Consider the following 26,576-nt stretch of genomic DNA (forward strand, 5'->3'; position numbering starts at 1 on the left):
TTTATTTCCGGACATAAAAAAGGCCCGCCTTTCGGCGGGCCTCTTCCGGATCCGGAGGATACTGGTCGGATCAGTGACCGTCGGGCAGCGCCCAGGCGATGAGGTAGTCGCCGAGCTTCGACGGGAACGACCCGTGTCCACCGACATACGAGACGATGTACTGCTTGCCGTTGACCGCATAGGTCATCGGCGTCGACTGGCCACCGGCCGGCAGCGACTGCTGCCAGAGCTGCTTGCCGTTCGTCACGTCATAGGCGCGGATGTAGTAGTCCATCGATGCCGTCAGGAAGGCGACGTTGCCTGCCGTGACCAGCGGACCACCCAGTGCCGGCACGCCGATCTTCACCGGCGGCAGCGTCACGGGCAGCGAGCTGCCATACATGCTGTTCTGCATGGTGCCGTTGCGGTGCTGCCAGATGATCTTGTTCGTGCGGAGGTCCATGGCTGCCATGTAGCCCCACGGCGGATTGCGGCACGGCATCTTCAATCCGACCTTGATCAGGATCGGGTCGAGGAACGGATCGAGCTCGACGGCATACGGAATGCCGTAGTTATGCTGGATGCCGTTCTCGCCACCCGGTGCCAGCGTGCCCTTCTGGGGCGGCCAGAGCGGGTTGTTCGATCCGCGCGGGATGAGCTGCGAGACGAAGGGCAGCGAAATCGGATCGCCGATCGCGATCTGACGCTGCGGATCGACTGCAAGGCCACCCCATTCGAACATGCCGAGGTTGCCCGGGAAGATCAGCGACCCTTGGGTCGACGGCGGCGTGAACGGGCCTTCATAGCGCAGCTGATGGAAGGCAACGCGGCAGATCAGCTGGTCGAACACCGTGCCGCCCCACATGTCCGCACCCGTCAGCGGTGCCTTCGGACGGAAGGTCAGCTGCGAGAAGGGCTGGGTCGGGGAGAGGTGATCACCAGGTGCTGCGCCCTGCGGCACGGGCGTCTCGGGCGCCGGGACGATCGGCTTGCCGGTGCGGCGGTCGAGCACGAAGATGTTGCCCGTCTTGGCCGGCGCATAGATCGCGGGAACGACGGTGCCGTCCTTCTGGGTGATGTCCACGAGGCTCGGCTGCGAGGGAATATCCATGTCCCACAGGTCATGGTGGACCGTCTGGTAGAACCAGGCGAGCTTGCCCGTGTCGGCGTTCAGCGCCAGCAGGCCCGAGGCATAACGCTCGGAATCCGCGTTGCGGTTGCCGCCCCATTCGTCAGGCGTCTGCACGCCGGTCGGAATGTAGATCAGGTTCAGATTGTGATCGTAGGACGAGGTGATCCACGAGTTCGGCGAATTCGGAACGAACTTGTGGTCCGGGCCCGGCATCTGGTTCGGGTCAGGGTTGCCCGTATCGAATACCCAGGTCAGCTTGCCTGTGTAGATGTCGTAGGCACGGGTCACGCCCGAAGGCTCATGCACCGAGTTGTTGTCGGTCACGGCACCCGACTGGATCACTAGCTTGTCGGTCACGACAGGGGGCGACGTGCCTTCCCATTCACCCGGCGTGGTGACTGTCATGCCTTCTTCGCGCAGGTCGAGTTCGCCGTTGTTGCCGAAGCTCGGGCAACGGCTGCCGTCGTCGGCATTGATGGCGAACATGCGGCCGTCATTGGTCGGCAGGAAGACGCGATGTGCGCATTCCGTCGGCGCAGGCTGGCCATCGATCGTCACCGCGTTCGCAGGCGTCGCATGATAGGTGACGCCGCGGCAGGTCAGATGCTGGAAGCCCGGGTTCACGTAAAGCTTCGGATCGAAGACCCACTTCGTCTTGCCGGTGGCGGCGTCGACAGCGAACAGCTTCTGATGCACCGAGCAGAAATACAGCGTCCCGTTCGCCATGACCGGGGTGGCTTCGTTGGTCGTCTCGCCGGGATCGTTCGCATTCTTCAGATCGCCGGTCCGCATGATCCAGGCAACCTTTAGGTTCTGGGCGTTCGACGAGTTGATCTGCTTCAGGGGCGAGAAACGGTCACCGTACTGCGTGCGGCCGTAGGCGTGCCATTCGCTGTCGGGAACCGTGCCGGAATCGCTCGGATTGGCATTGACGATCTGCGTCGGCAGGTTGCCGTCGAACGAATACGGATCCTGCGTGATCGAGAACAGGACGACGACGATCGCGAGCGCCACGCTGGCGGCAAGCGGTGCGATCGTGGCCCGGTTGGCGGCCAGCGGCCGCGTGATGAACGGCAGCAGGAGCCAGATGCCGAGAATGACGATGACGTCGCCACGCGGGACGAGCGACCAGAAGTCGAACCCGGCCTCGGCCACGGCCCAGATCAGGCTGCCGATCGTGATTGCGGCATAGACCCAGAGCGCTGATGCGCGGCCACGATACAAAAGGAACGCGGTCGCGAACATCGCGAGGCCGCAGATGAGATAATAAGGAGTGTCACCGTAAGAGAGGAGCCAGACCCCGCCGACGGCAAGATAGGCGCCAATCAGTGCCGTGACGACGGCTGTCAGCAGGACCAGTGGCCTTGCCCGTGTGTGCGTGTTCATATGATTCCCAGATGTTCTGGAGGACGTCGAACGATCGAACTTCTTACAAAAAGCACATGTTTGGGGTGTATGGTCAACAGGACGTGATCGCCGCCGACAATGCCCTCTTGAACATGGGGTAGCCCTCGTCTATGAGGGCCGCTTCGCTGCGTGGGTACGGGCATTGCGCCATGTCATCCATGCAGGTCTGAACGTCTGAGTCACCGCACGCGACCGGGCCGATTGCGGCATGCCCGGCCGTGCGTCTGCGCGCATCTTCCCGATAACGGTTGAGTGCGCGTGTCCCGCAAGGGCGTCAGAAATGGCGTCCGTGGAGAAGAGGAGATCGAAATGCCCAAGATGAAGACCAAGTCGTCGGTCAAGAAGCGGTTCAAGATCACCGCGACCGGCAAGGTGATGTGCGGCCCGGGCAACAAGCGCCATGGCCTCATCAACCGCCCGCAGAAGATGAAGCGCACCAATCGCGGCCCGCAGACCATGACGGACATGGATGCGAAGACCGTGAAGCAGTGGGCCCCCTACGGGCTGGCGTGAGGAGATAGGCAATGGCACGAGTCAAACGCGGCGTTACGACGCACGCCCGTCACAAGAAGGTTCTCGAGCTCGCGAAGGGTTATCGCGGCCGGTCCTCGACCAACTACCGTATCGCGCTCGAGCGCGTCGAGAAGGCGCTGCGCTATGCGTATCGCGATCGTCGCAACAAGAAGCGCGACTTCCGCGCCCTGTGGATCCAGCGCATCAACGCTGCCGTGCGCGAGCACGGGCTGACCTACAGCAAGTTCATCAACGGTCTGGACAAGGCCGGGATCGAGATCGACCGCAAGGTGCTCGCCGCCATCGCCTATGACGATGCGGCTGCCTTCGCCGAGATCGTGAAGAAGGCGCAGGCGGCACTCGCCTGATCCTTCTTACTCGCGCGCCGTTGCAATGTCCTTCGGGAGGTTGCGGCGGCTTCGCGAAGATGGTTGAAACGGGCCGTTTCCCAGCGACTGGGAAGCGGCCCGTTTTCGTTTTGGCGCGGCTGTCCGGTCGGTTTCTGGGCGGTATGATGGAACGGGAGGCCGCGCAGGGCCTGCGCGGGGGCAGTTAGATGAGCGACGATCTCGACGCATTGCGCAGCCAGACGCTTTCAGCGCTTGCCGGGGCAGCCGACATGCAGGCCTGGGATGCGATCCGCGTCGCGACACTTGGCAAATCCGGCGCGCTGACCGGCATGCTCAAGCAGCTCGGCCGCATGGGACCGGACGAACGTCGGGCACGCGGGGCTGCGCTGAACCGGTTGCGCGATGAACTGCAGTTGGCGATTGCCGATCGCGGTGCCGCTATCGAGGCACAGGCGCTGGACGCCCGGTTGAGCGCAGAGCGCGTGGACGTCACGGCTCCTGTGACGGAGTCGCCGTCCGGTCTGATCCACCCGATCAGCCGGACGGTCGAGGAAATGACGGCGATCTTCGGCGCGATGGGCTTCTCGGTGGCCGAAGGACCGGACATCGAGACGCAGTGGCATAACTTCTCGGCGCTCAATACGCCCGACCATCATCCGGCCCGCACGGAACACGACACGTTCTATCTGCCGCCATCCCCGGGTTCCAACCTGCCGCGCGTGTTGCGGACGCAGACGTCGGGCGTGCAGGTGCGTACAATGCTGGACCGGGAGCCGCCGATCCGGATCATCGCGCCGGGCCGGACATATCGTGCGGATCACGACGCAACCCATTCTCCGATGTTCCACCAGTGCGAGGGGCTCGTCATCGACCGCGGGATCACGCTGGGGCATCTGAAAGGCTGCTTGATCGAATTCCTGCGCGTGTTCTTCGACAAGCCGTCGCTCCCGGTGCGCTTCCGGGCATCCTATTTCCCGTTCACCGAGCCCTCGATGGAGGTCGATATCGGGTGGTCGCGCAAGACCGGCGAGATCGGGGGCGGGTCGGACTGGCTGGAAGTCCTGGGCTCCGGCATGGTGCACCCGCGCGTGCTGGCGAACTGCGGCATCGATCCTGAAGTCTGGCAGGGCTTCGCGTTCGGGATGGGGATCGAGCGGCTGACGATGCTGAAGAACGGTATTCCGGATCTGCGCTCATTCTACGAGAGCGATGTGCGCTGGCTGCGTCACTACGGGACGTCGCCCCTGTCGCCGGCCAATCTGGCGGAGGGAATCTGATGCCCATGAAGTTCACCCTGTCCTGGCTGCGCGAGCACCTGGACTTCACGGCGTCCCTCGACGAGATCTGCACGAAGCTCAACAGCATCGGGCTCGAGGTCGAAAGCGTCGAAAACCCCGGCGACAAGCTGCGAGGCTTCCGGACGGCCAAGATCGTGGAGGCGCACAAGCATCCCGACGCCGACCGTCTGCGGGTCTGCCGTGTCGCGGCCGGCGGTGACTTCCCGGACGTCCAGGTCGTCTGCGGCGCGCCGAATGCGCGCAGCGGGCTGAACGTGATCTTCGCGGCACCCGGCACGTTCATTCCGGGCTCGGGCATCACGATCAAGGCAGGCGCAATCCGGGGGCAGAAGAGCGAGGGGATGCTGTGCTCCCTGCGCGAGCTTGGCCTGGGTGAAGAGCATGACGGCATCGCCGAACTGCCGGAAGGCAGTGTGATCGGCGAGGATTACGCGACCTTTGCAAAGCTCGACGATCCGGTCATCGAAATTGCGATCACGCCGAACCGAGGCGACGCGCTGTCAGTGCGCGGGATCGCACGTGACCTCGCGGCAGCGGGGATCGGGCATCTCAAGCCGTTCCTGATCGACACGGTCGACGGGGAATTCCCATCGCCGATTTCCTGGCGGATCGACTATCCCGAGGCCTGTCCCTATGTGCTGGGCCGGCTGGTGCGCGGTGTGCGCAACGGTCCGAGCCCCGACTGGCTGCGGCGTCGTCTGGAATCGGTCGGTGTGAAGTCGATTTCGGCGCTGGTCGATGTGACGAATCTGCTGGCCTATGATCTTGGTCGGCCACTGCACGTGTTCGATGCACGCAAGCTCGCAGGCGATACGCTTGCGATCTGCCGCGCGGCGCGGGAGACGTTCACCGGGCTCGACGGCCGCGAGCATGTGCTCGGCACCGACGACATGGTGATCGTCGATGCGCATGGCGTTCAGTCGCTGGCGGGCATCATGGGCGGCGCTGCCAGCGGATGCGATCTGGAGACCACGGATGTCTTCATCGAGTCCGCGCTGTTCGATCCGATCCGCATCGCGCTGACCGGGCGTCGGCTGGCCATTCACACCGATGCACGCGCGCGTTTCGAACGCGGGGTCGATCCGGCCCTGCCGCTGTCAGGGCTGGAGCAGGCAACGCGTCTGATCATCGAGCTGTGCGGCGGCGAGGCGAGCGAGATCGTCTCGGCAGGTGAGCCGCCGGCGTGGGAGCGTCAGGCGACGTTGCGGTTTGAGCGGATCAGCGCGCTGGGCGGCATCGAGATCGCGCCGGATGACGCCGTGACGACGCTCGAGCATCTGGGCTTTTCGGTGCGCGCGCGCGATGCGGAGGCGGCAACGTTCGCCGTGCCGTCGTGGCGCAACGATATCGCCGTAGCCCCCGTGCTGGATCAGGCGGCGACACTCGATGCCGACGTTGCGGCCTCGGCGTCGGCGTCCGTGGCACGCATCGAGGCAGAGTGCGACCTGATCGAGGAAGTACTTCGCCTGCATGGTCTCGATGTGATCCCGCCCGTGGGCCTGCCGCAGACGCAGATCGTGCCTCAGGCGGCGCTCTCTGCCGAACAGACACGCGGTATGCTCGCGCGCCGGATCTGTGCGTCCCGCGGTCTGCTGGAGATGGTCGGATTCTCGTTCGTCTCGGGCGAGGACGCGGCCCTGTTCGGCGGGGTGGACGAATCATTGCGTCTGCTGAATCCGATCGCGACCGATCTGGATCAGCTGCGCCCGACACCGCTGGTCAATCTGGCGCGGGCGTTCGGCCGGAATGCCGCACGCGGGGCCAGCGATGCGGCCCTGTTCGAGCTGGGGGCGGCCTTTGCTGCCGACGGACAGACCCTCGTACTGGCTGGCCTGCGCGGCGGGCTGTCGCCCCGCGCGCCGGGTGTCGCTGCGCGCGAGCCGTCGGTCTGGGATGCCAAGGCCGATTTCTGGGCCGTGCTTGAGGCGCTGGGTGCAGCCTCCGACGGGCTGACGGTGACGGCCGATGCGCCCGGCCACTATCACCCGGGCCGGTCGGGGCAGGTGCGTCAGGGACCGAAGCTGGTGCTCGGGCGGTTCGGCGAACTGCATCCAAAGATCGCGCGGGAGCTCGGTCTGGATGGCACGATTGCCTGTTTCGAGCTGTTCCTCGATGCGGTGCCGCTGCCGAAGAAGCGCCGCCGTGCAGCACCCGTTCTGTCGGCGCTGCAGCCGGTGCATCGGGATTTCGCATTCGTCGTGGCACCCGGCGTGGAAGCACAGGCCGTCCTGCGGGCGGCGCGCGGCGCGGAACGCAATCTGATCTCAGGCGTGCGTCTGTTCGATATCTATGAGGGCGTCGGTCTTCCCGAAGGTCACCGTTCTCTCGGCGTCGAGGTGGTGCTGCAGCCGGGCGAGGCGAGCCTGACGGATGCGGAGATCGAGGCCGTCTCGGCGAAGATCATCGCCGCCGTGGCCAAGGCAACCGGAGCCACGTTGCGCTGATGCCCACCGATCCGCGCGTCATCTGGATCATGGCCGGAGAGGCCAGCGGGGACATTCTGGGCGCGCGGCTCATGGAGGCGATACGACGGCGCAGTCCAAGCATCGCCTTCGCCGGCATCGGCGGCCCGCGCATGGAGGCGTTGGGCCTGCATTCGCTGTTCCCGATGCGTGACCTCTCGGTCATGGGACTGGTCGAGGTGCTGCCGCGCCTGCGGTTTCTCAGGCGCCGGCTGAACGAGGCGGTGCGGGATATCGAACTGCGGCGTCCCGACCTGATCGTGACGATCGACAGCCCTGGGTTCGCCCTGCGCCTGCTGCGCCGGATCAAGAATCTCGGGATACCCCGGGTGCATTACGTGGCACCGCAGGTCTGGGCATGGCGGGAACACCGGGTGAAGGAATTCCCCGGCCTCTGGGATCGCCTGCTCTGCCTTCTGCCGTTCGAGCAGGACTACTTCTCGGAATTCGATCTCGATGGCCGCTTCGTCGGCCATCCGGTCCTGCAGTCCGAAGCCGATCAGGGGGACGCGGATCGCTTCCGCAGGCGCCACGACATCCGTCCCGATGCGCCCGTTCTGATCCTGATGCCCGGCAGCCGTCACTCCGAGGCGCCGCGGCTGATGCCGGTGTTCGGCCGGATGCTGGCTCTTCTGAAGCGGCGCTATCCGACATTGGTCCCGGTTCTCCCGGTCTCGTCCGGGATTGCGGACAGCGTGCGGGCCCAGGCCGCGCGCTGGCCGATCGCGCCCGTCATCGTAACCGATTTGCACGACAAGCATGACGCGTTTGCCGCTGCCGGAGCTGCCCTGACCAAGTCCGGCACGTCGACGCTGGAACTGGCGCTGGCGGGCGTGCCGATGGCCGTGACGTACCGGGTCAATCCGCTGACGGCCGCGGCCGTGCGCCGGATGATCAAGGTGGGCCATGTGGCGATGGTCAACCTGCTTGCCGGGCGGACCATCGTGCCGGAACTGCTTCAGGAAAACTGCCGCCCGGACATTCTTGCCGAGACGGTGTCGAAGCTCCTGTCCGACCCGGCAGTCGCGAATGCCCAGCGTGGGGCGTTCGCCGAAGTGCTCGCAAGCCTCAGGCCGGAAACGGGAACACCGGCGGATGCGGCGGCGGATGCCGTGATGGAGCTGCTTCCGCGCTGATCGAAGCGCGAGCGCGCAGCGGGATCAATCCTGCATGCGGTGCAGGGCGCAGAGCTTGTTGTCGTCCGGATCGCGGAGATAGGCGAGATAGAGCCTGCCGAGGCCGCTCTGCCTGACGCCGGGCAGGTTTTCGATAGCCTCGCCGCCATGGGCAATCCCCGCTTCGTGCCAAGCGTCAGTGATTTCCGGGCTCGCAGACGCAAAGCCGATCGTCATGCCGTTGCCGACCGTTGCCGGATGACCGTCGATCAGCCTCATGACCAGCAGAACCTGACCGTCATGGCGGTAGACGACGCGGGCCATGGAATCAAACACGCCCGGTGCACATCCCGTCGTGCCCAATATCGCGTCGTAGAAGATTTTCGCCCGGTCGAGGGCGTTGCTTTGGACCGCTGAACGCCCGGTAGCTCCTTTGAAGTTCAGGGAAGAGGGTCGTGACGGCTGCTTTAAAAGGAGCCCTTAAGACGCGGCGGTGGCATCACATGATGTCTGGCCGGCGATCGCGATCATTCCGGGTGATCGTGGTCGGCGCTGACGTCGCCCTCCGTGATGCGATCCATCCACGCAAAGATCAGGCCGGAGATGATGAAGGCAAGATGCAGCCCGACGCTCCAGGCGAGCACGCGGTCGCTGATCTGATCGACACGGATGAAATCGGCCAGAACATGGATCGCCGACATGGCGACGATGGAGGCCATCAGCTTGAGCTTGATGTCCCCGAACGTCACGTGGCCGATCCAGCGTGGGAAATCGGGATGCTCGCGCACGTCCAGACGGGAGACGAAATTCTCGTAGCCCGCGAACATGACGATCAGCAGAAGGTTCGCCAGCAGGACGAGATCGATCAGGTCCAGAACGCCGACGAACACATCGTCGAAGTCGATCACCCAGGCATGGGCCAGCAGATGCCAGGCCACCTGCGCGAACTTGATCGGAACGACGATCAGCCCGATTCCAAGGCCCAGATAGAGCGGGGCGGCGAGCCACCGCATGTTGAAGAAGCAGGCTTCGGCGATCGCCTCGAAGGCGCGGGCGGTCTTGTTGCTCATGAGGTCTTTCTGTAGGCGCAACATCCCCGGGCTGGAAAGCCCTGAAGCAGGCATACGCACCTGCCGTGCGCAACGAGGATACGGGGCAATGACGACTGACGCGGAGGGCCATCCGCACTGGCAGCGAAATCTGGGCATCGCCATGTTCGGCGCGTTCACGACCGTCCTGGCCACGACGCTTCTCGTCCCGTTCCTGCCGCTCTATGTCGAGACGCTGGGCGTTCATGGCCACGAAGCCGTGGCGGAATGGTCGGCGATCGCCTTTGGCGCGACGTTCCTGAGCGCGGGATTGACGGCGCCGCTGTGGGGCATGGTCGCGGATCGCTTCGGGCGCAAGATCATCCTCGTGCGGGCCAGCCTCGGCATGGCGGTGTGCATCGCCCTGACGGGTATGGTGCACAGCATCGGCCAGCTCGTTGCGATCCGCCTGCTGACAGGGCTGGTCGGCGGTTACGGCTCCGGCGCGCTGATCCTGGTTGCGACCCAGACGCCGAAGGCCCGGAGCGGCTGGGCGCTGGGGCTGTTCGCGTCGGCGACGACGGCCGGCACGCTGTTCGGCCCGCTCGCGGGCGGCATCATGCCGGGTCTCGTGGGCATCCGCGCCACGTTCTTTGTGGCCTCGGCCCTGATCGCCGTGGCGTTCGTGGCGACCGTACTGTTCATCCGCGAGCCCGAGCGACCTGTCCGGTCTCGTGCGGCGGTATCGGAGCTGCGCGTGCCCGACCGGGCCCTCGTCGCAAAGCTTCTGGTCCTGTCGTCGATGGTGACGATCGCGAACTTCTCGATCGAGCCTGTCATCCCGATCTATGCCGCACATCTGCTGGCCCATGCGGGCGAGGCCGTCGTGCTGTCGCCGCATGCGACGTTTCTGGCGGGCCTCGTGATGGCCGCGTCAGCGCTCGGCAGCGTAGTGGCAAGTCCACGTATCGGGCATCTGTCGGACCGGATCGGTCGTGCGCGGGTCCTGACGGCGAGCCTTCTCGCCGGGGCCGTGTTGCTGATCCCGCAGGCGTTTGTCACGGCGGGCTGGCAGCTCGTGATCCTGCGGTTCCTCATGGGCGTCGCGCTGGCGGGCCTGCTACCCGGCGTGAATGCGATGCTGCGGCACGCTGCGCCTGCCGCGATCGCAGGGCGCGTCATGGCGCTGGGGACGTCGGCGTTTTACGCCGGACAGGTCGCGGGGCCGTTGATCGGCGGGTTTGTGTTCGGTGAAAGCGGCGGCGGCATGTCCGGCCTGCGGACCGTTTTCTTCATCACCGCAAGCGTCATGCTGCTGGGCGCGGGCATCGCGACGACGCTCAGGCAACGGGCCTGAGCACCCCGGAAAGTCGCCTGCAGGTCAGCGCCCGTAAAGTGCTTCCTGGCTGATTTCTGGCGCGGACGTATCGACAAAGCCTTCGGGGCGCATGGCACGATAGAAGCATGACCGGCGACCCGTATGGCAGGCGACGCCCTTCTGATTCACGAGCAGAAGGACGGCATCGCCGTCACAGTCCAGACGCGCCTCGACCAGATGCTGCACCTGGCCCGAGGTTTCACCTTTCCGCCACAGTCCCTTCCGGCTGCGCGACCAGTAGCAGACGCGGCCGGTTTCCAGCGTCTCGCGCAGGGCGTCCCGGTTCATCCAGGCTAGCATCAGCACCTCGTTGGTGCCGTCCGCCTGCGCGATCGCCGCAATCAGGCCGTCGTCATTGAAACGGACCGCATCGAGCAATGTCTCGATGGTCATGCCGCCTTCTCCTTGAGGACGAGCCAGTCGGGACGCCGTACTTCGAGTGTCGAGCCGTCCGGTGCAGTCAACGTTTTCTCCCATGCTTCGGTCCGCACGAAGGCGAGTCCGCGATCGTCGAGATGCGTGCCCATCGTCCCCACGGTCTTGCCGTCGCAGTGTAGCTCTGTGCCGGGTTCCGGCAGGGCGCTGCCGGTAACGGCGACAAGGCGGCGACGGACGAGCCCGCGGTAATGCGTCCGGGCGGTCAGTTCCTGGCCCATGTAGCAGCCCTTGGTCCAGGAGACGCCGTGCAGCAGGTCGAAATTGGCCTCGAGCAACAGCGTGCGGTCGGATTCGCAATCGCGCGGATCGGGGAGGGCGAGGGCCAGCCGATGGCGCTCATAGGCATCGGGCGACGCGGCATCGTCCGGAGCCGCGCGCTCGACAAGTGCGCGCCAGCCGGCCTCGGGGAGACGCGGATCGACGGCACTCAGCGCATGATCCGGTCGAGGCGCGTCATCCCAGCCCGCCACGACGTCCAAACCGACTGGCGCAATCGCCACATCGGCGCGCAGGCGGAAGCGGGACAGCCGGGTCCGCAGCATCTCGGCATGCATCTTCGGCACGTCGAGCAGGAGACGTGTGCCGTCGGAGAAGATGAAGAAATCGCTGAGCCATTTGCCCTGCGGCGTCAGAAGCGCCGCCCAGATGGCGCATGACGGCGCGGCGAGCGTCACGTCGTTGCTCACGAGGCCCTGGAGAAACGTCACGCGGTCCGCGCCGGTTATGGCAAGGACGGCGCGGTCGGGAAGGCGGGCATGCATGGATATGTCCCATCCTGGCACAAAAAGTTCGGATCGATGGCGGCAATGTCGGATTGCAGGCCCGGAAGGTAAACCCCGGATCGGCGCATTGCTGTTTTGACGCAAGAGCCGACGCACGCGATAAGCTCTGTTACGTCCGATCCTTCAGGAGAATGGGGTGCCGTCCTACGAGATCGTCGACCCGTCGCAACGACGCAGCCAGGAGCGGCGGCATATCTTCTGGCGGCTTGGCGGTCCGGTACTGGGTGTCATCGCCGTCATCGCCGCCATCATCGCGACCGCGATGCACTCCTACACGACCAGTCGCGAGGGCGCGCTGTCGCTGACGCGGGATCTTCTCCAGTCCCAGCAGCACTACATCACGCAGGAAGTGGCGGACTATCTCGCCCCCGCGTCGAGCGGCGTCGTGATCGCGCACGACCTTCTGCATGCGGCCAACCCGTCCGAAACACCGCGCATGTTTTCGGATTTCAGCGTTTCAGCCCTGCGCCACGTGCCTCAGGTCGCAAGTCTCTATCTCGCGGATGCGAAAGGCACGTTCTGGCTCGTCGAGCGCGACCGCGCGGGCGGCCCGGGCTGGGAGACGACGCATCTCGAGACCGACCACGACAAGCGGATCTTCCGCCACTGGTATTACGACGACGCCGGACACCTGACGAAGATCACGACGGCGCCGGCCGGCACGTTCGATCCGACCAAGGAGGTCTGGTTCGGGGGGGCGGCGAACCAGCCCGGCGTCGCGCATGACGACGACAAGCTGTTCTGGTCGCAGCCCTATCCGTTCCCGCCGACGAAACAGCCGATCATCACGTCGTCGCTCGCCTACAGGCAGCCGGACGGAACGGTTTCGGTTCTGGCGATGAACATCCTGCTGCAGCAGATGTCGGGCTTTCTCGACAAGATGAACATCGGCCGCAGCGGCAAGGCCGTGATCGTCGACAATGACGGGCAGGTCATCGCAGGCCCCGGGATGCCGACAACGGCCGATCCGCAGACCTGGGATGCCCAGCGGGTCAAGCTCGATGCCCACACGCAACCGGTCTTTCAGCGCACGCTTGCGATGTACCGTGTCTATGGCCCCGGGGGGCGCGCGATGACGGTCGGCAAGACCCGTTACGTGACGATCGCCGCCAACGTGCCGTTGACCGACAGCAATCGCTGGATCCTGCTGCTGAATGCGCCTGCCAGCGATTTCGCGGGGTTCGCGATCGCCGCGCGCAAGCAGACCTTCATCTTCTCGATCGTCATCGTGGGGCTGGCATCCGGCCTCGCCCTGTTCCTGATCCTGCAGGAACGCAAGACGGATCGGGTGCAGGGGCGTCTGGATGCATTGCGGACCGCGATCGATCGCAGGCACCGCGCATTGCAGCAGGTGGTAGGCGCGCATGACCTGTTCGACGCCACGCATGACGTGCCGAAGCTAACGGAAGTTCTGGCCGAAATCGCGGTTGCGCGGCGGGCCAGCATCTGGCGCTTCCTCGACGACGGAGGAAGGCTGGTCTGCGAGGACGCGTTCGATACCCAGCGCGATGCCCACAGCACCGGGGTCGAGTTGTCCGGGCCGGAATTCGCGGCGTTCCTCAAAACGGCGCATTCCGGCCAGCCGTTCGACGTCTCGGATATGTCGCACGACGATTCGCTGCGTGCCTTCTATCGCATCGTCATGCGGCCGGCGGGTTTCTCGCATCTGGTCGTAGCACCTGTCATGAGCGGGGACCGCGTGCTGGGCATCATCACGCTCGAGGACGCGCGCGAGACGGCGGAGGCCGAGCCCTTCACGCGGGTCATTGCCGACGTGGTTGCAATTCGCCTGCGTCATGCGGGAGTGCAGCAGAGCGCGGCCGAGCAGTCCGGCGGAGAGGCGCCACAGCATGTGACCGAGGCCATGCGTTTCGGCGACGACTTTCTTCTGCTCCCTGATGGACGCGATGACGGGGACGGCACGCTTCCGAGCGGACGCTATCCCATGGTGCCCGTCCTCATGGTCACGTTCGACGAACCCGTCGGTGCGGAGACGATCGACCCGGAAAAGATGCTGCCCATCGTCCGGCAGCTTGCCGACCACGTGCAGGATATTGCCCGGTCCGAAAACATGTTCGCGGTCCGGGTCGTCGGGCGCCGGCTGCTGGTCATCGGCGCCTGTGCGGAAGAGCCCGATCCGGACGCCGCGGTGCGCGTGGCCGATGCGGCACTGGCCATCCGGGAGGCCTGCCTCACGACGCTCGCGGATGCCGACGTGGACCCCATCTTCCGCATGGGCATCGATGTCGCCCAGGCCTTCGGGGACCATTTCGGCAACGATCCGAAAGTGTTCAATCTCTGGGGCGACAGTGTCGCAGGCGCCGAACTGATGGCGGAAGCTGCCCCGCAGCCCGGCACGATCCAGGTCAGTGAAAACGCCTACACGCTGCTGCGGGCGCACTACCTGTTTCGTCCCCGCGGGCTGTTCTACCGGCCGCGGCTGGGCATCACCCGGACATTCATCCTGGCCGGGCGGCGATGATCCGATCCTTGAGCGCCTGGATGCTGGAATGGGCCGTGTCGCGCGGGCTTGCCGGCCCGCGCCGGATGCTTGCGCTGCTGGGCGCCGTGACCCGCCGCCAGACACGGTTCTCGCTGATGCTGATCGCGGCCAGCTGGTCCGTCCTGCGCGAGGCGGTGCGGCCCAACACATGGCGCCGGACCGTGCGCTACGAGTTCCGCCACATGCTGACGCAGGCCATCGGCGGTGGGCTTTACAGCACGCTGTTCACCGCGGCGCTGACCGGGTTCGGCATCGTGACGCAGGCGGTGTACTGGCTCGGCATTGCCGGCATGGCGCAGCTCACCGGATCGCTGATGGTCACGGTTCTGGTCCGCGAGATCGCACCGGTGCTGGTCGGTGTCATCCTGCTGGGCCGTTCCGGCATGTTGATGCTCACGCGCGTCTCGCGCCTGACGCTGGGCGGGCAGATGCGGACACTTCAGGCACAAGGGATCGATCCGTTCATAACCCTCGCCCTGCCGCGCACGCTCGCCATGATGGTGGCCGGGTTCGCACTGGGCATGATCTTCGGCACGACGGCTTTGCTGGCAGGCTATGCCGTCTGCCGCGTGCAGGGGGTCATCAACGGCTCGATCTGGACGTTCTTCAATGACGTCGTGGATGCAATGCGTCCGCTGGACTACGTGGTCGTGCCGGCGAAATGCGTGCTGAGCGGCTTCTTCGTCGGCCTGTGCGCCTGCCTGACGGGGCTCGATGCCACGCGCGAGGACGATCTGGGCACGCTCCTGCCGCGGGGCTTCGTGCGCGGTATCCTTGCCGTCATGGTCGTCAATACCGTGCTGAGCGTGAGTTTCTCATCATGAGCGCCGAAGGGGGCACCGAGGGCGCGATCCTCGAACTGGTCGGCGCGCGGCCGATGTTCGACGAAAGCGGGCTGACGGCCCGTCGCTACGACCTGCGCGTGATGCCGGGAGACTGCGTCCTGATCGAGGCGCGCGAGCCGGAGCGGGCCTCGCTGTTCGCGGATCTTTGCTCGGGGATCGTGCCGCTCGCCGACGGGACGGCGCGCTGCATGGGGCTCGACTGGGCCAATCTGGGCGAGCGTGAAGCATGCGCCCTGCGTGGCCGGATCGGCAGGATTTCGTCGCGTGCTCCGTGGATCGATTTCTACGGCACGCATCTGAACATCATGATGCCGCAACTGCACCACACGCGTCGGCCGAGCACCGAGATCGAAGGCAACGCACTGGATCTCTGCCGGCGCTTCGGTCTGCCGGGACTGCCGACATTGCCGCCCGGACGGCTGTCGGACACGGATCTGGCCCGCAGCGCATGCGTGCGGGCCTTCATGGGCGCGCCGTCGCTTCTGCTGCTCGAGGATCCCGTGACAGGGGAACCGCCGGATCTCTACAGCACGTTCCTGCGGGAGATCACGGCGTCCCGCGAGCGGGGGACGTCGGTCGTCTGGTTTTCGGCGGCGCCGGAACGGTTCCGGGACTACCGGCCCTTTGCGAGCCAGCGGTTCAGGCTGATGGAGGAAGGGCTGTTTTCCATGCATGACAGGCGGGGAACGTCATGAAGATTTTCAATGGCGCACGGCATGAGCGCGCGGCCCCCCTGTTGCGACTGCGCTTCGCCGACGAATGGGTCGGGTTGCTGGTAATCGGATGTGTCGCGCTTTTCGTCGCGGCAATCGCCGAGGCCGGTATCCTGAGGGCGTGGCTGACACCGCCGGGGAAACTCTATCTCGAACTGCCCCAGAACGGTCTCGCAGGCATCGCATCGGGTGACGATGTGCAGGTCATGGGGATCCATGCAGGCACGATCCGTTATGTCAAACTGTCCGACGCATCCCGGATGTATGCGGTCGCGGAGATCGATCCGAGCATGGAGAAACTGATCCGCAGCGACAGCGTGGCGACGATCCGGCGGCAGTTCGTGGTGGCAGGCGCGACCTATATCGACCTGAGCCGCGGGCGTGGCGCTGCACTGGACTGGAAATTCGCCGAGCTGGGGGCCAAGGCCGAGGCCAATCCGGCGGACGAGATCACCCAGACGCTTGCCGATGTGCGGCGCAACATCGTGCCTGCGACCCAGAACGCCCGCGACATCACGGCACAACTCGACGGAATGATCCGTGACATGCGCGCAGGCAAGGGCACGGTCGGCGACCTGCTGACGCGCGATACGCTGATCGCCCAGGCGCAGCAGGTGCTCGATACGCTGAACAAGGCGATGGCGCATCTGGAGCCGATCGAGGGGCAGGTCTCGGGCGTCCTGACCAAGGGAGACCATGCGATGAGCAACGTTCAGGCGGCGACTTCGGACCTGAGGCGCCAGATGCCCAAGATCGGGGCCGTGGCCGATCACGTGAACGAAAGCACGGCCGAATTGCCTGCGCTCATCACGCAGGCGCAGACGGCTGCTGCGAGCCTCGAGAAACTGTCCAATCAGCTGCGCAGCCTGTGGCTTCTGGGTGGAGGGGGCCAGAAGGCCCCGGGGCACCGGCTGTCTCCGGGTGATGTAGCGCCATGAAGCGTCTGATCTGGGTGCCGCTTCTGCTGCTCGCGGGATGTGGCGGTGGCGGCACGAAGGGGCCGACGCCTGATCCGGTCTATGACAATGCGATCGATGCCGGACGAAGCGCCTTCGGCCTCGCACGCTACGATCAGGCCGCCGTGCAATATGAGGATGCCTATCGGGTGGCCCTGCGCCGGGATGATGCGGGCGCCATGGCCGATGCCGCCTATGACCTCGCGGCGGCGCGGCTCGGCGCCGGGAAGCCTGCATCCACGCTGACAGCCCTTGATCGGGCAAAGACCGATCTGGCGATCCGGGGCCATGGGGAACCCGCATCCCTCCGTCTTGCACGGGCAGCCGCCCAGTTGCGCCTGAATGATCCGCTGGACGCGCGGACGACGGCTGCGGCGGTCATGAGCGACCCGGATGCCGGTATCGCCGAGCGGGCTGCGTTCCTGAACGGGGTTGCGGCGGCCCGTCTGGGCGATGGCGCGGGGCTTGAGGCGGCATTGTCGCGCATCGGTACCGGTCCGAAAATCGATCCGCTCTGGGCCGCGGACCGGACCGAGCTGTCCGCGCGGCTGGCGCTTCTGCGAGGGGATCTGGCAGGCGCACAACGGCAGGCAGCCGATGCGGCATCGCAGCGGCAGGCTCTGCTCGATTATCGCGGCATGCGGGACAGTCTTGGTGTCGAGGCGGATGCAGCGCAGCGCGCGGGTAATATGATGCTGGCAGCGGCTCTGCGTCAGCAGGTTGCACAAAGTGCGGCGTCGGAAACGCAGGCTCCGACCCAATCCACGGTGCAGATCCACAGCTCGGGCGCCGGCGCTGACTGAGGCCGATCCGCCGATCTGCCCGGTCTGCGGACGGCCGATTCCCGATGAAGCGCGGTCGTCGCGGCATCACCTGACGCCCAAGCTGAAGGGCGGTGCCCGCGGCGAGACCGTGCGCCTGCATCAACTGTGTCATGCCGCGATCCATGCCCGTTTTTCGGAAGCCGAAATCGCACGCCGGCTGGCGAGCCCCGAGGCGCTTCAGGCCGACGAGGAGCTGGCGCGTTTCATTGCCTGGGTTCGCAAGCGGCCGGACGATTTCCATGCGCCCACGCGCCGGTCGAAAGGCAAGCGCGGCCCGAAACGGGGGAAGGGTGCGTAAACGATACGCGATCCATCGTCGTGCCGGCCCTGACGCCTGGCGGGCGAGGCCCATGAGCGTTCGTCCGAACAGGGCCTGCGCAACCAAGGGTGTTGCGGTCGCATTGACCTGAAGGCGGACCACGCTGGCGGGCATTGTTCCATATTCGCGCAACCGCGGAAGCAGGCATGTGGAAACGACGAAAGGCACCGGCTTGCTCAGCGATGAGGCCAACGTTTCGGAGGGGTTGAGGAATGTGCTCATGACCGGCCAGGCGACAAATGCTGCCAATCGGAGCGACAGGACCGAACGCCATGCGGGCGGTATCATCGAGCGACACCGAAGGCGCATTCATCGTCGTTTGCGCAGTCTTGCGTTCAGCGCCCTCGTGTTGGCGGCGGCAGGATCGAGGGATGCCAATGCCGCCCCTTTGCCTTCCGTCCCGCCCGGTTTTGCGCTCTCGGTTCTGACCGATCAGGTACCCGGCGCGCGCGAAATCGCGCTCGGGCCTCCGGGCGTTCTGTTCATCGGAACGATGGGCGCGGGCCAGGTCTATGCCGTGCGGTTCGATCCTGCCGCGCCAAAGCCTGTGGCGAAGGTCACGACGATTGCCTCCGATCTCGAAGCGCCTGCGGGCGTCGCCTATCACAATGGCGATCTGTTCATTTCCGCGACGACGCGGATCATGGTGCTCCGCAATATCGCAGAGCACCTGGACGAGCCGCCAAAGCCGGAAGTGCTGATCGATCATCTTCCGTGGCGCTCGGGCGATCACGACTGGAAGTTCATCGCATTCGGGCCGGACCGGCGCCTCTACATCCCGATCGGCTCGCCCTGCAATGTGTGTGACATCGGGCATGCATTCGGCAAGCTGATGCGGGCGGAGGCGGACGGCAGCCATCTGGAAGATGTAGCCTATGGTCTGCGCAACAGCGTCGGATTCACATGGCAACCGCAGGGGAACGGATCGTTTCCGATTTTCCTGACGGATAACGGGCGCGACTGGCTGGGCGACGACATTCCGAGCGACGAACTCAACCGGGTCGATCATGTGGGGCAGGATTTCGGCTTTCCCCACTGCCATCAGGGCGACATTGCCGACCCCAAATTTGGCGCCGGTCATCCCTGCTCGGGCTACACGCCGCCGATTGTCAAGCTGGGTGCCCATGTGGCGGCATTAGGCTTGCGGTTCTATGATGGAACGGCGCTGCCGGAGCCGTTGCGTGGCAGCCTGATCGTTGCCGAACACGGCTCCTGGAATCGCTCGACGCCGTCAGGATATCGCGTGGTCGCAGTCACGATACGCGATGGAAAACCCACCGGGCAGCAGGATGTGCTGTTCAATGGGTTGAGTGGCCGGACGCCGCTTGCGCGCCCGGCGGATGTCCAGCCTCTGCCGGATGGCTCCATCCTGATTTCGGACGAGCTGTATGGTCGTCTCTACCGGCTCAGCTGGCAGGGGCGCTGAGCCGGTCCAGACGTTTCAGGCCGCAAAGACCTTCGAGATTGCGGCCTGTGCCTCTTCCTGAATGGCCTTCAGGTGCTCGGGGCTTTTGAAGCTTTCGGCATAGATCTTGTAGACGTCCTCGGTGCCTGAGGGACGCGCTGCAAACCAGCCGTTTTCGGTCGTGACTTTCAGTCCGCCGATCGCAGCGCCATTGCCGGGAGCCTTGGTGAGCTTGGCGGTAATCTTCTCGCCGGCCAGTTCCTCAAGCGGGAACTGTTCGGGCGCAAGCTTGCTCAGCTTGGCCTTCTGTTCGGCGTTCGCGGCCGCATCGATACGCTCGTAATACGGCGTGCCGAGCCTGGCTGCGATCTCGTGATAATGGACGCTCGGATTCTTGCCGGTCTTCGCGGTGATCTCGGCGGCAAGCAGGCCGAGGATCAGGCCGTCCTTGTCGGTCGTCCAGACCGTGCCGTCGCGACGCAGGAAGGTCGCGCCTGCGCTCTCCTCACCACCGAAACCGAGCGAGCCGTCGATCAGGCCGGGGACGAACCATTTCAGGCCGACCGGCACTTCGACCAGCTTGCGGCCCATGTCGGCCGTGACCCGGTCGATCAGGCTGGAGCTGACCAGCGTCTTGCCGACGCCGAGATCCGCGCCCCATTCCGGGCGGTTGCGGAACAGGTAGGAAATCGCGACTGCCAGATAGTGATTCGGGTTCATCAGCCCGTCAGGCTGGGCGACGATCCCGTGGCGATCGGCGTCGGTGTCGTTGGCAAACGCCACGTCGAACTGGCTGCCCATGTCGATCAGACGCGCCATCGCATAGGGGGACGAGCAGTCCATGCGGATCTGTCCGTCCCAGTCGGCCGTCATGAAGCCGAAGGCCGGATCGACCTCGTCACTGACGACGGTGGCATTCAGGCCGTATTTGTCGATGATCGGCTTCCAGTAACGGACGGCGGCACCGCCGAGCGGGTCGATGCCGATCTTCACGCCGGCTTCGCGGATTGCGTCCATGTCGATGACGGAGGCGAGATCGTCCACATAGGGCGTGATGAAATCGTAGCCCCTGATCGTGGGCACCTTGCGGGCCTCGTCGTAGGGCAGGCGTTTCACGTCCTTCAGGCCATTGGCGAGAAAATCGTTCGCCATGTCCTGGACCGCCTTGGTGATGGCGGTATCGGCCGGGCCGCCATTGGGCGGATTGTATTTGAAGCCGCCATCGGTCGGCGGATTATGGGACGGCGTGACGACGACACCATCGGCGAGGCCCGTCGTGCGGCCTTTGTTGTATGTCAGGATAGCATGCGAGATCACGGGCGTGGGCGTGTAGCCGTCATGTTCGTCGATTCGGACGTCGATGCCGTGGGCCGCGAACACCTCGATCGCCGATTTCTGGGCCGGCGCCGAAAGCGCGTGGGAATCGATGCCGATGAACAGCGGCCCGTCGATGCCCTCAGCCTTGCGATGGCGGCAGATCGCCTCGCAGATCGCGAGGATGTGGTCCTCGTTGAAACTGGTGTGCAGCGGCGAGCCACGATGGCCCGACGTGCCGAAGGAGACGCGCTGCGTTGCGACCGAGGCATCCGGCTTGCGGTCGTAATAGGCGGCGATCAGGGCCGGGATGTCCGCGCGCTGCGAAGGATCGAGCGTCTTGCCGGCCAGGGGGCTGATATGGGCCATGGGTCGATTGGGTCCTCGAAATTCCGATGATCGGCAGTCAGAACACGCAAGCGCGGTCCCCGGTTCAGCAAAACATTCTTCGCGGCCTTGCGTCCAGCCGGCCTCGGCTGGACGCAAGGCCGCGGGGCGTGCCGTTCAGGCAACGCTCATCGGCGTCATGCCGAGGCGCGAGAGCAGGGCGCGGTCGCGGTGCTCTGCGGGATTGGGAGTCGTCAGCAGCTTCTCGCCGCAGAAGATGGAGTTCGCGCCGGCCAGGAAGCAAAGCGCGTGGGCTTCGTCGCTCATGGCTTCGCGGCCGGCGGCAAGGCGGACATGGCTTGCCGGCATGGTGATGCGGGCCGCCGCGATCACGCGAACGAAGGTGATCGGATCGACGGCTTCGGCGGCTGCGAGCGGCGTGCCCTCGACGCGGACGAGGAGGTTGATCGGAACGCTTTCCGGGTGCTGTGGAAGGCTCGCGAGCGTCGCGATCAGGCCTGCGCGGTCGGCTTCGTCCTCGCCCATGCCGACGATCCCGCCGCAGCACACGTTGATGCCGGCATCCCGGACGTTTGCCAGCGTATCGAGCCGGTCCTGGTATGTGCGGGTCGTGATGATCTCGCCGTAGAATTCCTCGGACGTGTCGAGGTTGTGGTTGTAGTAGTCGAGGCCGGCATCGCGGAGCTGCCGCGACTGGGCGGCGTCGAGCATTCCGAGCGTCACGCAGGTCTCGAGCCCAAGCGCCTTGACGCCTTCGACCATGGCGCAGACCGTATCGAGGTCGTGCTGCTTCGGCGAGCGCCAGGCAGCCCCCATGCAGAAACGCCCCGCCCCCGCGTCCCGTGCTCGCTTCGCATCCGCCAGCACGCGCTCGACCGCCATCAGGCGCTCGGCCTTCACGCCATCCTCATGGCGCGCGCTCTGCGGGCAATAGGCGCAATCTTCCGGGCAGCCGCCGGTCTTGATCGACAGCAGCGTCGACAGCTGCATCTTCGTCGGATCGAAATGCATGCGATGCGCGGTCTGCGCCTGATACAGCAGGTCGGGGAAGGGGAGGTTCAGCAGGGCCTGAACTTCGTCGCGTGTCCAGTCATGCCGGATCGCGCCGACGGTTCGTGCGGGCATGTCCATGAGGGCAACCTTCTCCTGTCATCTGCAAGCTGTCGTTGAAGACGGTTGCTGTGGCACGAAAACGGCACGCCTGTCATGTGGCGGCTGCCGATGCTAGATGTCATGGATTCGTCATGCAGCGGATGCTGAACAGACACGGGTTACGATGAAGCACTGGCATATTGATCAGATGGACTGGGCGGCCTTCGATCCCTCGCGGGTGGATCCGGAGATCGTGCCGCTGGTCAAGGCGGCGTCCGTCGTGGAGCGCAACGGCAAGGACTATGCGGTCTATCTGGCCAACGTCTTCGCAGGCGACCCCGACTTCGCCCAGGCCGCCGACAACTGGGCGATCGAGGAAGTCCAGCACGGCGATGCGCTCGGGCGCTGGGCGATGCTGGCCGACCCGGCATGGGACTACCCGGCGGCGTTTGCGCGCTATCGCGACAGCTACAAGCTCGAACTGGACGTGGATGCATCGATCCGGGGCTCACGCACGGGCGAGCTGATTGCGCGCTGCATGGTCGAGACCGGCACATCGTCCTTCTATACGGCGCTGGCCGATGCGACGAACGAACCGGTCCTGAAGGCCATCTGCAAGCAGATCGCAGCGGATGAATATCGCCATTTCAAGCTGTTCTACGATCACATGCATCGCTATCTGCGGCGCGAGAAGCTTGGCGTGATCGCCCGCGCCCGGATCGCGCTCGGCCGTGTGACCGAGAGCGAGGATGATGAACTCGCATCCGCCTATCACACGACGAACGAGCCTGCCGACACGCCCTACGATCATGGACGGTGCATCGCGGCCTACATGTCGCGTGCCATCGGGTTCTATCAGCCGCGCCATATCGATCGCGTGACGAGCATGATCTTCAAGACGATCGGCTTCAACCCGCACGGACGTGTGCGGGCCCTGGCGTCAAAAGGCGTCTATCGTATGATGCAGGCGCGCAGGCGCCGCTTTCTCAAGCAGGTTGCCGCCTAGCGGATTGTGCGCCCCGCCGCGTCAGTGGTGAATGAAGCCCATTCCCGTCTGCAGCGCCGTCCGTGCCAGTTCCGACCAAAGCGATCCGCCCGGGCCGCCGCCATGGGACGAGCCACTGCCGTTCGTATCGGAGGGGCGGCTGTCGTTCCGGGCGTCATCGCCATCGGCCATGTCCGCCGGTGCCCGGCTTGCGCAGCCGATCAGAGAGAATCCGGTGAGCAGCAGGCAGAGAGCGGGCAACGGTCTGTATCGCATCCGTTCATTACGCCATACAATCGACGCCGCCCGTGTGGCGGATCGTGAAAAAACGTAAGGCGCTGCCGTATGCAGCCTGTCTTGTGGCAAACCATGACCGGACTGCGCCGCGTGAATGCATCGCGTCAGCTGTCGTCGCGTTATGGTCCGCGAGTTGAGTGTGCAAGGCGGTAAAAATTGAGGTCGGGGAGGGGATGATGGAACGAGGAATGATCCGCGGCGCATTGCTGGCAGCGGGGGTCGTGAGCGGTTGTGCGGCAGGCGTTACGTCCGTGGCCCACGCGGCTCCGTGGCAGGTGCCGATTGCGTCCAGCTATGGCGCGCCGGGCAGCCTGCCCGCCGATCCGATGATGACAGGCGCGCGGCAGCTTGAGGCGCAGGTCGGGCCTGCGGCGTTCACCGCACCGGATTTTCATCCCGGTGTGATCCGTCACATGGTCATGTTCCGCTACAAGCCGGCCACGACGGACGCACAGCGTGCCGAAGTTACCGCGCGTTTCCTTCACCTCGTGCAGGATTCGCGCCGTCCGGACGGCAGCCGGTTCGTGCAGTCGATCGAGACGGGTGTGCAGGACAGCGGAGAGGGCAACGACGCCGGACTGCAGCAGGCGTTCCTCGTGACGTTCAAGTCCGAAGGCGACCGCAATTTCTATGTGGGGCGGCCCGTCGTGACCGATCCGGCCTACTTCGATCCCGCACACGAGGCCTTCAAGCAGTTTGCCGCACCCTATCTGGCTGGGGTCGTTGTGTTCGATTATCCGGTGACGCTGGTGGATACGGCACATCCCACGCCCGCGCCTCATCATCGCCGTCGGTCCTGAGCGTATCGTTTCCACGTTGCGGGACGGTTCGCTCGCGCGGACGTGACGGCGGGTGAACATTGTTTTAACCGGCGCTGCCTCACGGTGCGGGAAACCAGCGTGGCATGGTGTCCGCCAGTTGAAGACTGGCCAAGTGCCCCTGCCTCAAAGGACGTAACTGTTTGTCCCGCATTCTTTCCCGATCCCGCTTCTTGGGCGCCATGCTCGCGGCAGGCAGTGCCCTTTCACTGACACCGGCATGGGCCGCGCCCGGTACGCCTGCGACGGCACCGGCGCAGCCCGGCGGTCCGAGCGGCATCGATTCGCTCCCGCCTGCGCTGCGGGGATATGGGCATTTCGGCCTGAACACCGCGGCGATGGACACGGCGGTCAAGCCCGGAGACGACTTCTTCGAATACGGCAACGGCACGTATCTGAAGGATCTCGTGATCCCGCCGGACCTCACGTCCTTCGGTCCGTTCGTGATCCTCATGGAGAACGCCCGCGCACAGGTGCGGACGCTTCTGGCCGACCTTGGCGCTCATCCGTCAGCCGATCCGAAGACGACGGACGAGAAGCTCGGCGTGTATTACGCAACCTTCCTCGACCAGAAGACGGTGGACGGTCTGGGGACGAAGCCGCTCGAGGCGGATCTCAATGCCGTGCGCGGTGTGCACGACGCAGCCAGCCTCTCGCATCTGTTCGGTCAGGCTCAGGCCTCGTTTCAGTTCACACCGTTCGGCATCGGCATTCAGCCGGACGACCGCGATCCGACGAAGTTCTCGATCAGTCTTGGCCAGGGCGGTCTCGGCATGCCTGACCGCGACTACTATCTGAAGCCCGGCTTTGCCGAGAAGAAGACGGCCTATCAGGCCTATATCGCCAAGATGCTTGGCCTGCTGAGCTGGCCGGATGCCGATGCGCAGGCGGCCAGGATCGTGGCGTTCGAGACGCAGATCGCGCAGGCACACTGGGCGCGCGATGCGATGCGCGATCCGGTGAAGGCCTACAATCCCATGACGGTGGCGCAGTTGCAGAAGGCAGCGCCGGGAATCGACTGGACTGGTCTGCTGACCACGGCAGGCATCCCGGCGAGCGGACTTGAAAAGCGCGTTCTGGTCGTGGGGCAGCCATCCGCGATCAGTGCGGAGGCGAAGCTTCTGCAGACGACGGACATGGCGACGGTCCGCGCGTGGCTTGCCTTCCATCTCGCCGATAATGCGGCGACCTATCTGTCGCAGCCGTTCACCGATGCGTCGTTCGAATTCAACGGGCATGTCCTGTCCGGCCAGCCGATGCAGCAGGAGCGCTGGAAGCGCGCTGTGCGCGTCTCGAACGAGGCACTGGGCTGGGCAATCGGGCAGGCTTACTCGGAGCGCTATTTCCCGGCGTCCTCCAAGGCTGAGATTACCAAGCTCGTTGCCGAGGTGAAGGCCGCGTTCAAGGTCCGGCTGCAGCACAACGCCTGGATGGAGCCCGCAACGCGCGCCATGGCGCTGCGCAAGATCGACAATTTCGAGATCGAGGTCGGCTATCCGAAGACATGGCGCGACTATAGCGGCCTGAAGATCGTCCCGGGCGATGCGTACGGCAACGCCGAGCGCGCGATGGGTTACGAGTGGGCCTTCTGGCTGCATCAGCTGGGCCACAGGGTCGACCGCAGCATGTGGTTCGACATGACGCCGCAGACGGTCAATGCCGAGAATCTGCCGAACTTCGTGGAGGTCGTGTTTCCGGCAGCCATCCTGCAGCCGCCCTTCTTCGACCCAAAGGCGGATCCGGCGGTCAATTATGGTGCGATCGGCGGTGTGATCGGTCATGAAATGACCCATTCTTTCGACGATCAGGGCCGCCAGTATGACGAGCACGGACGTCTGCACGACTGGTGGACCAAGGCGGACGAGAAGAAGTTCACGGCGCTCGCCGACCGGTTCGGCGCGCAGTATGGCGCGTTCACCGTGCAGGGCGTTCATCTGAACCCGAAGCTGACGATGGGCGAGAACATCGCCGATCTCGGCGGTCTGACGCTCGGACTGGATGCATATCATGCGTCCCTGCACGGCAAGCCGGCGCCTGTGATCGACGGTCTGACGGGCGATCAGCGGGTGTTCCTGGCATGGGCGCAGGTCTGGCGGCAGAAGCTGCGTCCCGATGCGGAGCGCGCACGCGTGACGGTCGATCCGCATTCGCCCCCGAAGGCGCGCGTGAACCTGCCGATGCACAATATCGATGCATGGTATGACGCGTTCGGCGTGCAGCCGGGGCAGGCTCTGTATCTGCCGCCGAGCGAACGCGTAAAAATCTGGTGAGCATC

At 65.1% G+C, this 26,576-nt stretch carries 24 protein-coding genes; 16 read left to right on the forward strand and 8 right to left on the reverse strand.

Annotation, left to right across the window (positions count from 1 at the left end; all coding sequences use genetic code 11):
- Nucleotides 1-70: 70 nt before the first annotated feature.
- Entirely contained in the window at nucleotides 71-2,497 is a 2,427-nt protein-coding gene (locus B8446_RS05255) for a glucose/quinate/shikimate family membrane-bound PQQ-dependent dehydrogenase (protein ID WP_048847895.1), read from the reverse strand.
- A gap of 330 nt (nucleotides 2,498-2,827) precedes the next feature.
- Between B8446_RS05255 and rpmI the strand changes: the two genes are divergently transcribed.
- From rpmI to lpxB, 5 genes are all read left to right on the forward strand, one after another.
- Nucleotides 2,828-3,031 (forward strand): 50S ribosomal protein L35, encoded by a 204-nt coding sequence (gene rpmI, locus B8446_RS05260; protein ID WP_023978115.1) that lies wholly within the window; start codon nucleotides 2,828-2,830, stop codon nucleotides 3,029-3,031.
- An 11-nt stretch (nucleotides 3,032-3,042) separates the two neighbouring features.
- Nucleotides 3,043-3,399, forward strand: a complete 357-nt coding sequence (gene rplT / locus B8446_RS05265; protein ID WP_048847897.1) for a 50S ribosomal protein L20 — start codon at nucleotides 3,043-3,045, stop codon at nucleotides 3,397-3,399.
- Between the two features lie 188 nt (nucleotides 3,400-3,587).
- Nucleotides 3,588-4,658 carry a phenylalanine--tRNA ligase subunit alpha gene (pheS, locus tag B8446_RS05270; protein WP_048847900.1) on the forward strand — a complete coding sequence of 357 codons (1,071 nt, stop codon included), beginning with the start codon at nucleotides 3,588-3,590 and terminating at the stop codon, nucleotides 4,656-4,658.
- A 5-nt stretch (nucleotides 4,659-4,663) separates the two neighbouring features.
- Complete coding sequence (gene pheT, locus B8446_RS05275; RefSeq protein WP_048848081.1) at nucleotides 4,664-7,123, forward strand: phenylalanine--tRNA ligase subunit beta; 2,460 nt, start codon at nucleotides 4,664-4,666, stop codon at nucleotides 7,121-7,123.
- Nucleotides 7,123-8,277 (forward strand): lipid-A-disaccharide synthase, encoded by a 1,155-nt coding sequence (gene lpxB, locus B8446_RS05280; protein WP_048847902.1) that lies wholly within the window; start codon nucleotides 7,123-7,125, stop codon nucleotides 8,275-8,277. Before pheT ends, lpxB begins: the two co-directional genes overlap by 1 nt.
- Before the next feature lie 24 nt (nucleotides 8,278-8,301).
- On the opposite strand, the gene B8446_RS05285 is transcribed toward lpxB, so the two are convergent.
- Complete coding sequence (locus B8446_RS05285; RefSeq protein WP_306301101.1) at nucleotides 8,302-8,592, reverse strand: VOC family protein; 291 nt, start codon at nucleotides 8,590-8,592, stop codon at nucleotides 8,302-8,304.
- Between the two features lie 191 nt (nucleotides 8,593-8,783).
- Nucleotides 8,784-9,326: a TIGR00645 family protein gene (locus B8446_RS05290; protein WP_048847906.1), complete on the reverse strand. Its 543-nt coding sequence runs from the start codon at nucleotides 9,324-9,326 to the stop codon at nucleotides 8,784-8,786.
- Nucleotides 9,327-9,414: 88 nt separating this feature from the next.
- Here B8446_RS05290 and B8446_RS05295 point away from each other — a divergent pair, with 88 nt between their 5' ends.
- On the forward strand, nucleotides 9,415-10,641 hold the full coding sequence (locus B8446_RS05295) for an MFS transporter (RefSeq protein ID WP_048847908.1): 1,227 nt from the start codon (nucleotides 9,415-9,417) through the stop codon (nucleotides 10,639-10,641).
- A 24-nt stretch (nucleotides 10,642-10,665) separates the two neighbouring features.
- Here the strand turns inward: B8446_RS05295 and hisI are convergent, their stop codons facing one another.
- Together hisI and ygfZ are read right to left on the reverse strand one after the other, a co-directional pair.
- Nucleotides 10,666-11,055: a phosphoribosyl-AMP cyclohydrolase gene (hisI, locus tag B8446_RS05300; protein WP_048847909.1), complete on the reverse strand. Its 390-nt coding sequence runs from the start codon at nucleotides 11,053-11,055 to the stop codon at nucleotides 10,666-10,668.
- Nucleotides 11,052-11,861 carry a CAF17-like 4Fe-4S cluster assembly/insertion protein YgfZ gene (gene ygfZ / locus B8446_RS05305; protein WP_048847910.1) on the reverse strand — a complete coding sequence of 270 codons (810 nt, stop codon included), beginning with the start codon at nucleotides 11,859-11,861 and terminating at the stop codon, nucleotides 11,052-11,054. Before ygfZ ends, hisI begins: the two co-directional genes overlap by 4 nt.
- 157 nt (nucleotides 11,862-12,018) lie before the next feature.
- Here ygfZ and B8446_RS05310 point away from each other — a divergent pair, with 157 nt between their 5' ends.
- The 7 genes from B8446_RS05310 (at nucleotide 12,019) to B8446_RS05340 (ending at nucleotide 19,468) form a co-directional block, all read left to right on the forward strand.
- The gene (locus tag B8446_RS05310) at nucleotides 12,019-14,364 is read left to right on the forward strand and encodes a cache domain-containing protein (RefSeq protein WP_048847912.1); all 2,346 of its coding nucleotides are present in this window, start codon (nucleotides 12,019-12,021) and stop codon (nucleotides 14,362-14,364) included.
- A gap of 20 nt (nucleotides 14,365-14,384) precedes the next feature.
- On the forward strand, nucleotides 14,385-15,209 hold the full coding sequence (locus B8446_RS05315; RefSeq protein ID WP_053053712.1) for an MlaE family ABC transporter permease: 825 nt from the start codon (nucleotides 14,385-14,387) through the stop codon (nucleotides 15,207-15,209).
- Nucleotides 15,206-15,925 (forward strand): P-loop NTPase family protein, encoded by a 720-nt coding sequence (locus B8446_RS05320; protein WP_048847914.1) that lies wholly within the window; start codon nucleotides 15,206-15,208, stop codon nucleotides 15,923-15,925. The genes B8446_RS05315 and B8446_RS05320 overlap by 4 nt, the downstream gene beginning before the upstream one ends.
- Complete coding sequence (locus B8446_RS05325; RefSeq protein ID WP_048847915.1) at nucleotides 15,922-16,881, forward strand: MlaD family protein; 960 nt, start codon at nucleotides 15,922-15,924, stop codon at nucleotides 16,879-16,881. Before B8446_RS05320 ends, B8446_RS05325 begins: the two co-directional genes overlap by 4 nt.
- The gene (locus B8446_RS05330; RefSeq protein ID WP_048847916.1) at nucleotides 16,878-17,702 is read left to right on the forward strand and encodes a coiled-coil domain-containing protein; all 825 of its coding nucleotides are present in this window, start codon (nucleotides 16,878-16,880) and stop codon (nucleotides 17,700-17,702) included. The genes B8446_RS05325 and B8446_RS05330 overlap by 4 nt, the downstream gene beginning before the upstream one ends.
- A 109-nt stretch (nucleotides 17,703-17,811) precedes the next feature.
- Nucleotides 17,812-18,021 carry a hypothetical protein gene (locus tag B8446_RS05335; protein WP_241767640.1) on the forward strand — a complete coding sequence of 70 codons (210 nt, stop codon included), beginning with the start codon at nucleotides 17,812-17,814 and terminating at the stop codon, nucleotides 18,019-18,021.
- Between the two features lie 241 nt (nucleotides 18,022-18,262).
- Complete coding sequence (locus tag B8446_RS05340) at nucleotides 18,263-19,468, forward strand: PQQ-dependent sugar dehydrogenase (RefSeq protein ID WP_084712097.1); 1,206 nt, start codon at nucleotides 18,263-18,265, stop codon at nucleotides 19,466-19,468.
- Nucleotides 19,469-19,483: 15 nt separating this feature from the next.
- Here the strand turns inward: B8446_RS05340 and pgm are convergent, their stop codons facing one another.
- Nucleotides 19,484-21,130 carry a phosphoglucomutase (alpha-D-glucose-1,6-bisphosphate-dependent) gene (gene pgm / locus B8446_RS05345; RefSeq protein WP_048847918.1) on the reverse strand — a complete coding sequence of 549 codons (1,647 nt, stop codon included), beginning with the start codon at nucleotides 21,128-21,130 and terminating at the stop codon, nucleotides 19,484-19,486.
- Between the two features lie 135 nt (nucleotides 21,131-21,265).
- On the reverse strand, nucleotides 21,266-22,240 hold the full coding sequence (bioB, locus tag B8446_RS05350) for a biotin synthase BioB (protein WP_048847920.1): 975 nt from the start codon (nucleotides 22,238-22,240) through the stop codon (nucleotides 21,266-21,268).
- A gap of 145 nt (nucleotides 22,241-22,385) precedes the next feature.
- On the opposite strand from bioB, the gene B8446_RS05355 reads away from it, so the two are divergent.
- The gene (locus tag B8446_RS05355) at nucleotides 22,386-23,207 is read left to right on the forward strand and encodes an acyl-ACP desaturase (RefSeq protein ID WP_048848089.1); all 822 of its coding nucleotides are present in this window, start codon (nucleotides 22,386-22,388) and stop codon (nucleotides 23,205-23,207) included.
- 21 nt (nucleotides 23,208-23,228) lie between these two features.
- Here B8446_RS05355 and B8446_RS05360 read toward each other — a convergent pair whose 3' ends face one another.
- A complete protein-coding gene (locus B8446_RS05360) occupies nucleotides 23,229-23,447 on the reverse strand; it encodes a hypothetical protein (protein ID WP_241767641.1) in 219 nt (72 codons plus the stop codon).
- Nucleotides 23,448-23,671: 224 nt separating this feature from the next.
- Here B8446_RS05360 and B8446_RS05365 point away from each other — a divergent pair, with 224 nt between their 5' ends.
- Both B8446_RS05365 and B8446_RS05370 read left to right on the forward strand, forming a co-directional pair.
- The gene (locus B8446_RS05365) at nucleotides 23,672-24,283 is read left to right on the forward strand and encodes a Dabb family protein (protein ID WP_084712083.1); all 612 of its coding nucleotides are present in this window, start codon (nucleotides 23,672-23,674) and stop codon (nucleotides 24,281-24,283) included.
- Nucleotides 24,284-24,444: 161 nt separating this feature from the next.
- Nucleotides 24,445-26,571, forward strand: coding sequence for a M13 family metallopeptidase (locus tag B8446_RS05370; protein ID WP_084712084.1), 2,127 nt, complete (start codon nucleotides 24,445-24,447; stop codon nucleotides 26,569-26,571).
- The last annotated feature ends 5 nt before the right edge of the window (nucleotides 26,572-26,576 follow it).

The sequence above is a fragment of the Tanticharoenia sakaeratensis NBRC 103193 genome (assembly GCF_000963885.1).
Classification (GTDB): domain Bacteria; phylum Pseudomonadota; class Alphaproteobacteria; order Acetobacterales; family Acetobacteraceae; genus Tanticharoenia; species Tanticharoenia sakaeratensis.

Bases quoted from the DNA above. Each gene is read 5' to 3' on its own strand.
- B8446_RS05295 (WP_048847908.1), top strand. From the start codon at position 9,415: ATGACGACTGACGCGGAGGGCCATCCGCACTGGCAGCGAAATCTGGGC.
- hisI (WP_048847909.1), bottom strand. From the start codon at position 11,055: ATGACCATCGAGACATTGCTCGATGCGGTCCGTTTCAATGACGACGGC.
- rpmI (WP_023978115.1), top strand. From the start codon at position 2,828: ATGCCCAAGATGAAGACCAAGTCGTCGGTCAAGAAGCGGTTCAAGATC.
- B8446_RS05365 (WP_084712083.1), top strand. From the start codon at position 23,672: ATGATCCGCGGCGCATTGCTGGCAGCGGGGGTCGTGAGCGGTTGTGCG.
- rplT (WP_048847897.1), top strand. From the start codon at position 3,043: ATGGCACGAGTCAAACGCGGCGTTACGACGCACGCCCGTCACAAGAAG.
- B8446_RS05325 (WP_048847915.1), top strand. From the start codon at position 15,922: ATGAAGATTTTCAATGGCGCACGGCATGAGCGCGCGGCCCCCCTGTTG.
- pgm (WP_048847918.1), bottom strand. From the start codon at position 21,130: ATGGCCCATATCAGCCCCCTGGCCGGCAAGACGCTCGATCCTTCGCAG.
- B8446_RS05330 (WP_048847916.1), top strand. From the start codon at position 16,878: ATGAAGCGTCTGATCTGGGTGCCGCTTCTGCTGCTCGCGGGATGTGGC.
- pheS (WP_048847900.1), top strand. From the start codon at position 3,588: ATGAGCGACGATCTCGACGCATTGCGCAGCCAGACGCTTTCAGCGCTT.
- B8446_RS05290 (WP_048847906.1), bottom strand. From the start codon at position 9,326: ATGAGCAACAAGACCGCCCGCGCCTTCGAGGCGATCGCCGAAGCCTGC.
- B8446_RS05320 (WP_048847914.1), top strand. From the start codon at position 15,206: ATGAGCGCCGAAGGGGGCACCGAGGGCGCGATCCTCGAACTGGTCGGC.
- ygfZ (WP_048847910.1), bottom strand. From the start codon at position 11,861: ATGCATGCCCGCCTTCCCGACCGCGCCGTCCTTGCCATAACCGGCGCG.
- pheT (WP_048848081.1), top strand. From the start codon at position 4,664: ATGAAGTTCACCCTGTCCTGGCTGCGCGAGCACCTGGACTTCACGGCG.
- B8446_RS05340 (WP_084712097.1), top strand. From the start codon at position 18,263: ATGACCGGCCAGGCGACAAATGCTGCCAATCGGAGCGACAGGACCGAA.
- bioB (WP_048847920.1), bottom strand. From the start codon at position 22,240: ATGGACATGCCCGCACGAACCGTCGGCGCGATCCGGCATGACTGGACA.
- B8446_RS05315 (WP_053053712.1), top strand. From the start codon at position 14,385: ATGCTGGAATGGGCCGTGTCGCGCGGGCTTGCCGGCCCGCGCCGGATG.
- B8446_RS05355 (WP_048848089.1), top strand. From the start codon at position 22,386: ATGAAGCACTGGCATATTGATCAGATGGACTGGGCGGCCTTCGATCCC.
- B8446_RS05255 (WP_048847895.1), bottom strand. From the start codon at position 2,497: ATGAACACGCACACACGGGCAAGGCCACTGGTCCTGCTGACAGCCGTC.
- lpxB (WP_048847902.1), top strand. From the start codon at position 7,123: ATGCCCACCGATCCGCGCGTCATCTGGATCATGGCCGGAGAGGCCAGC.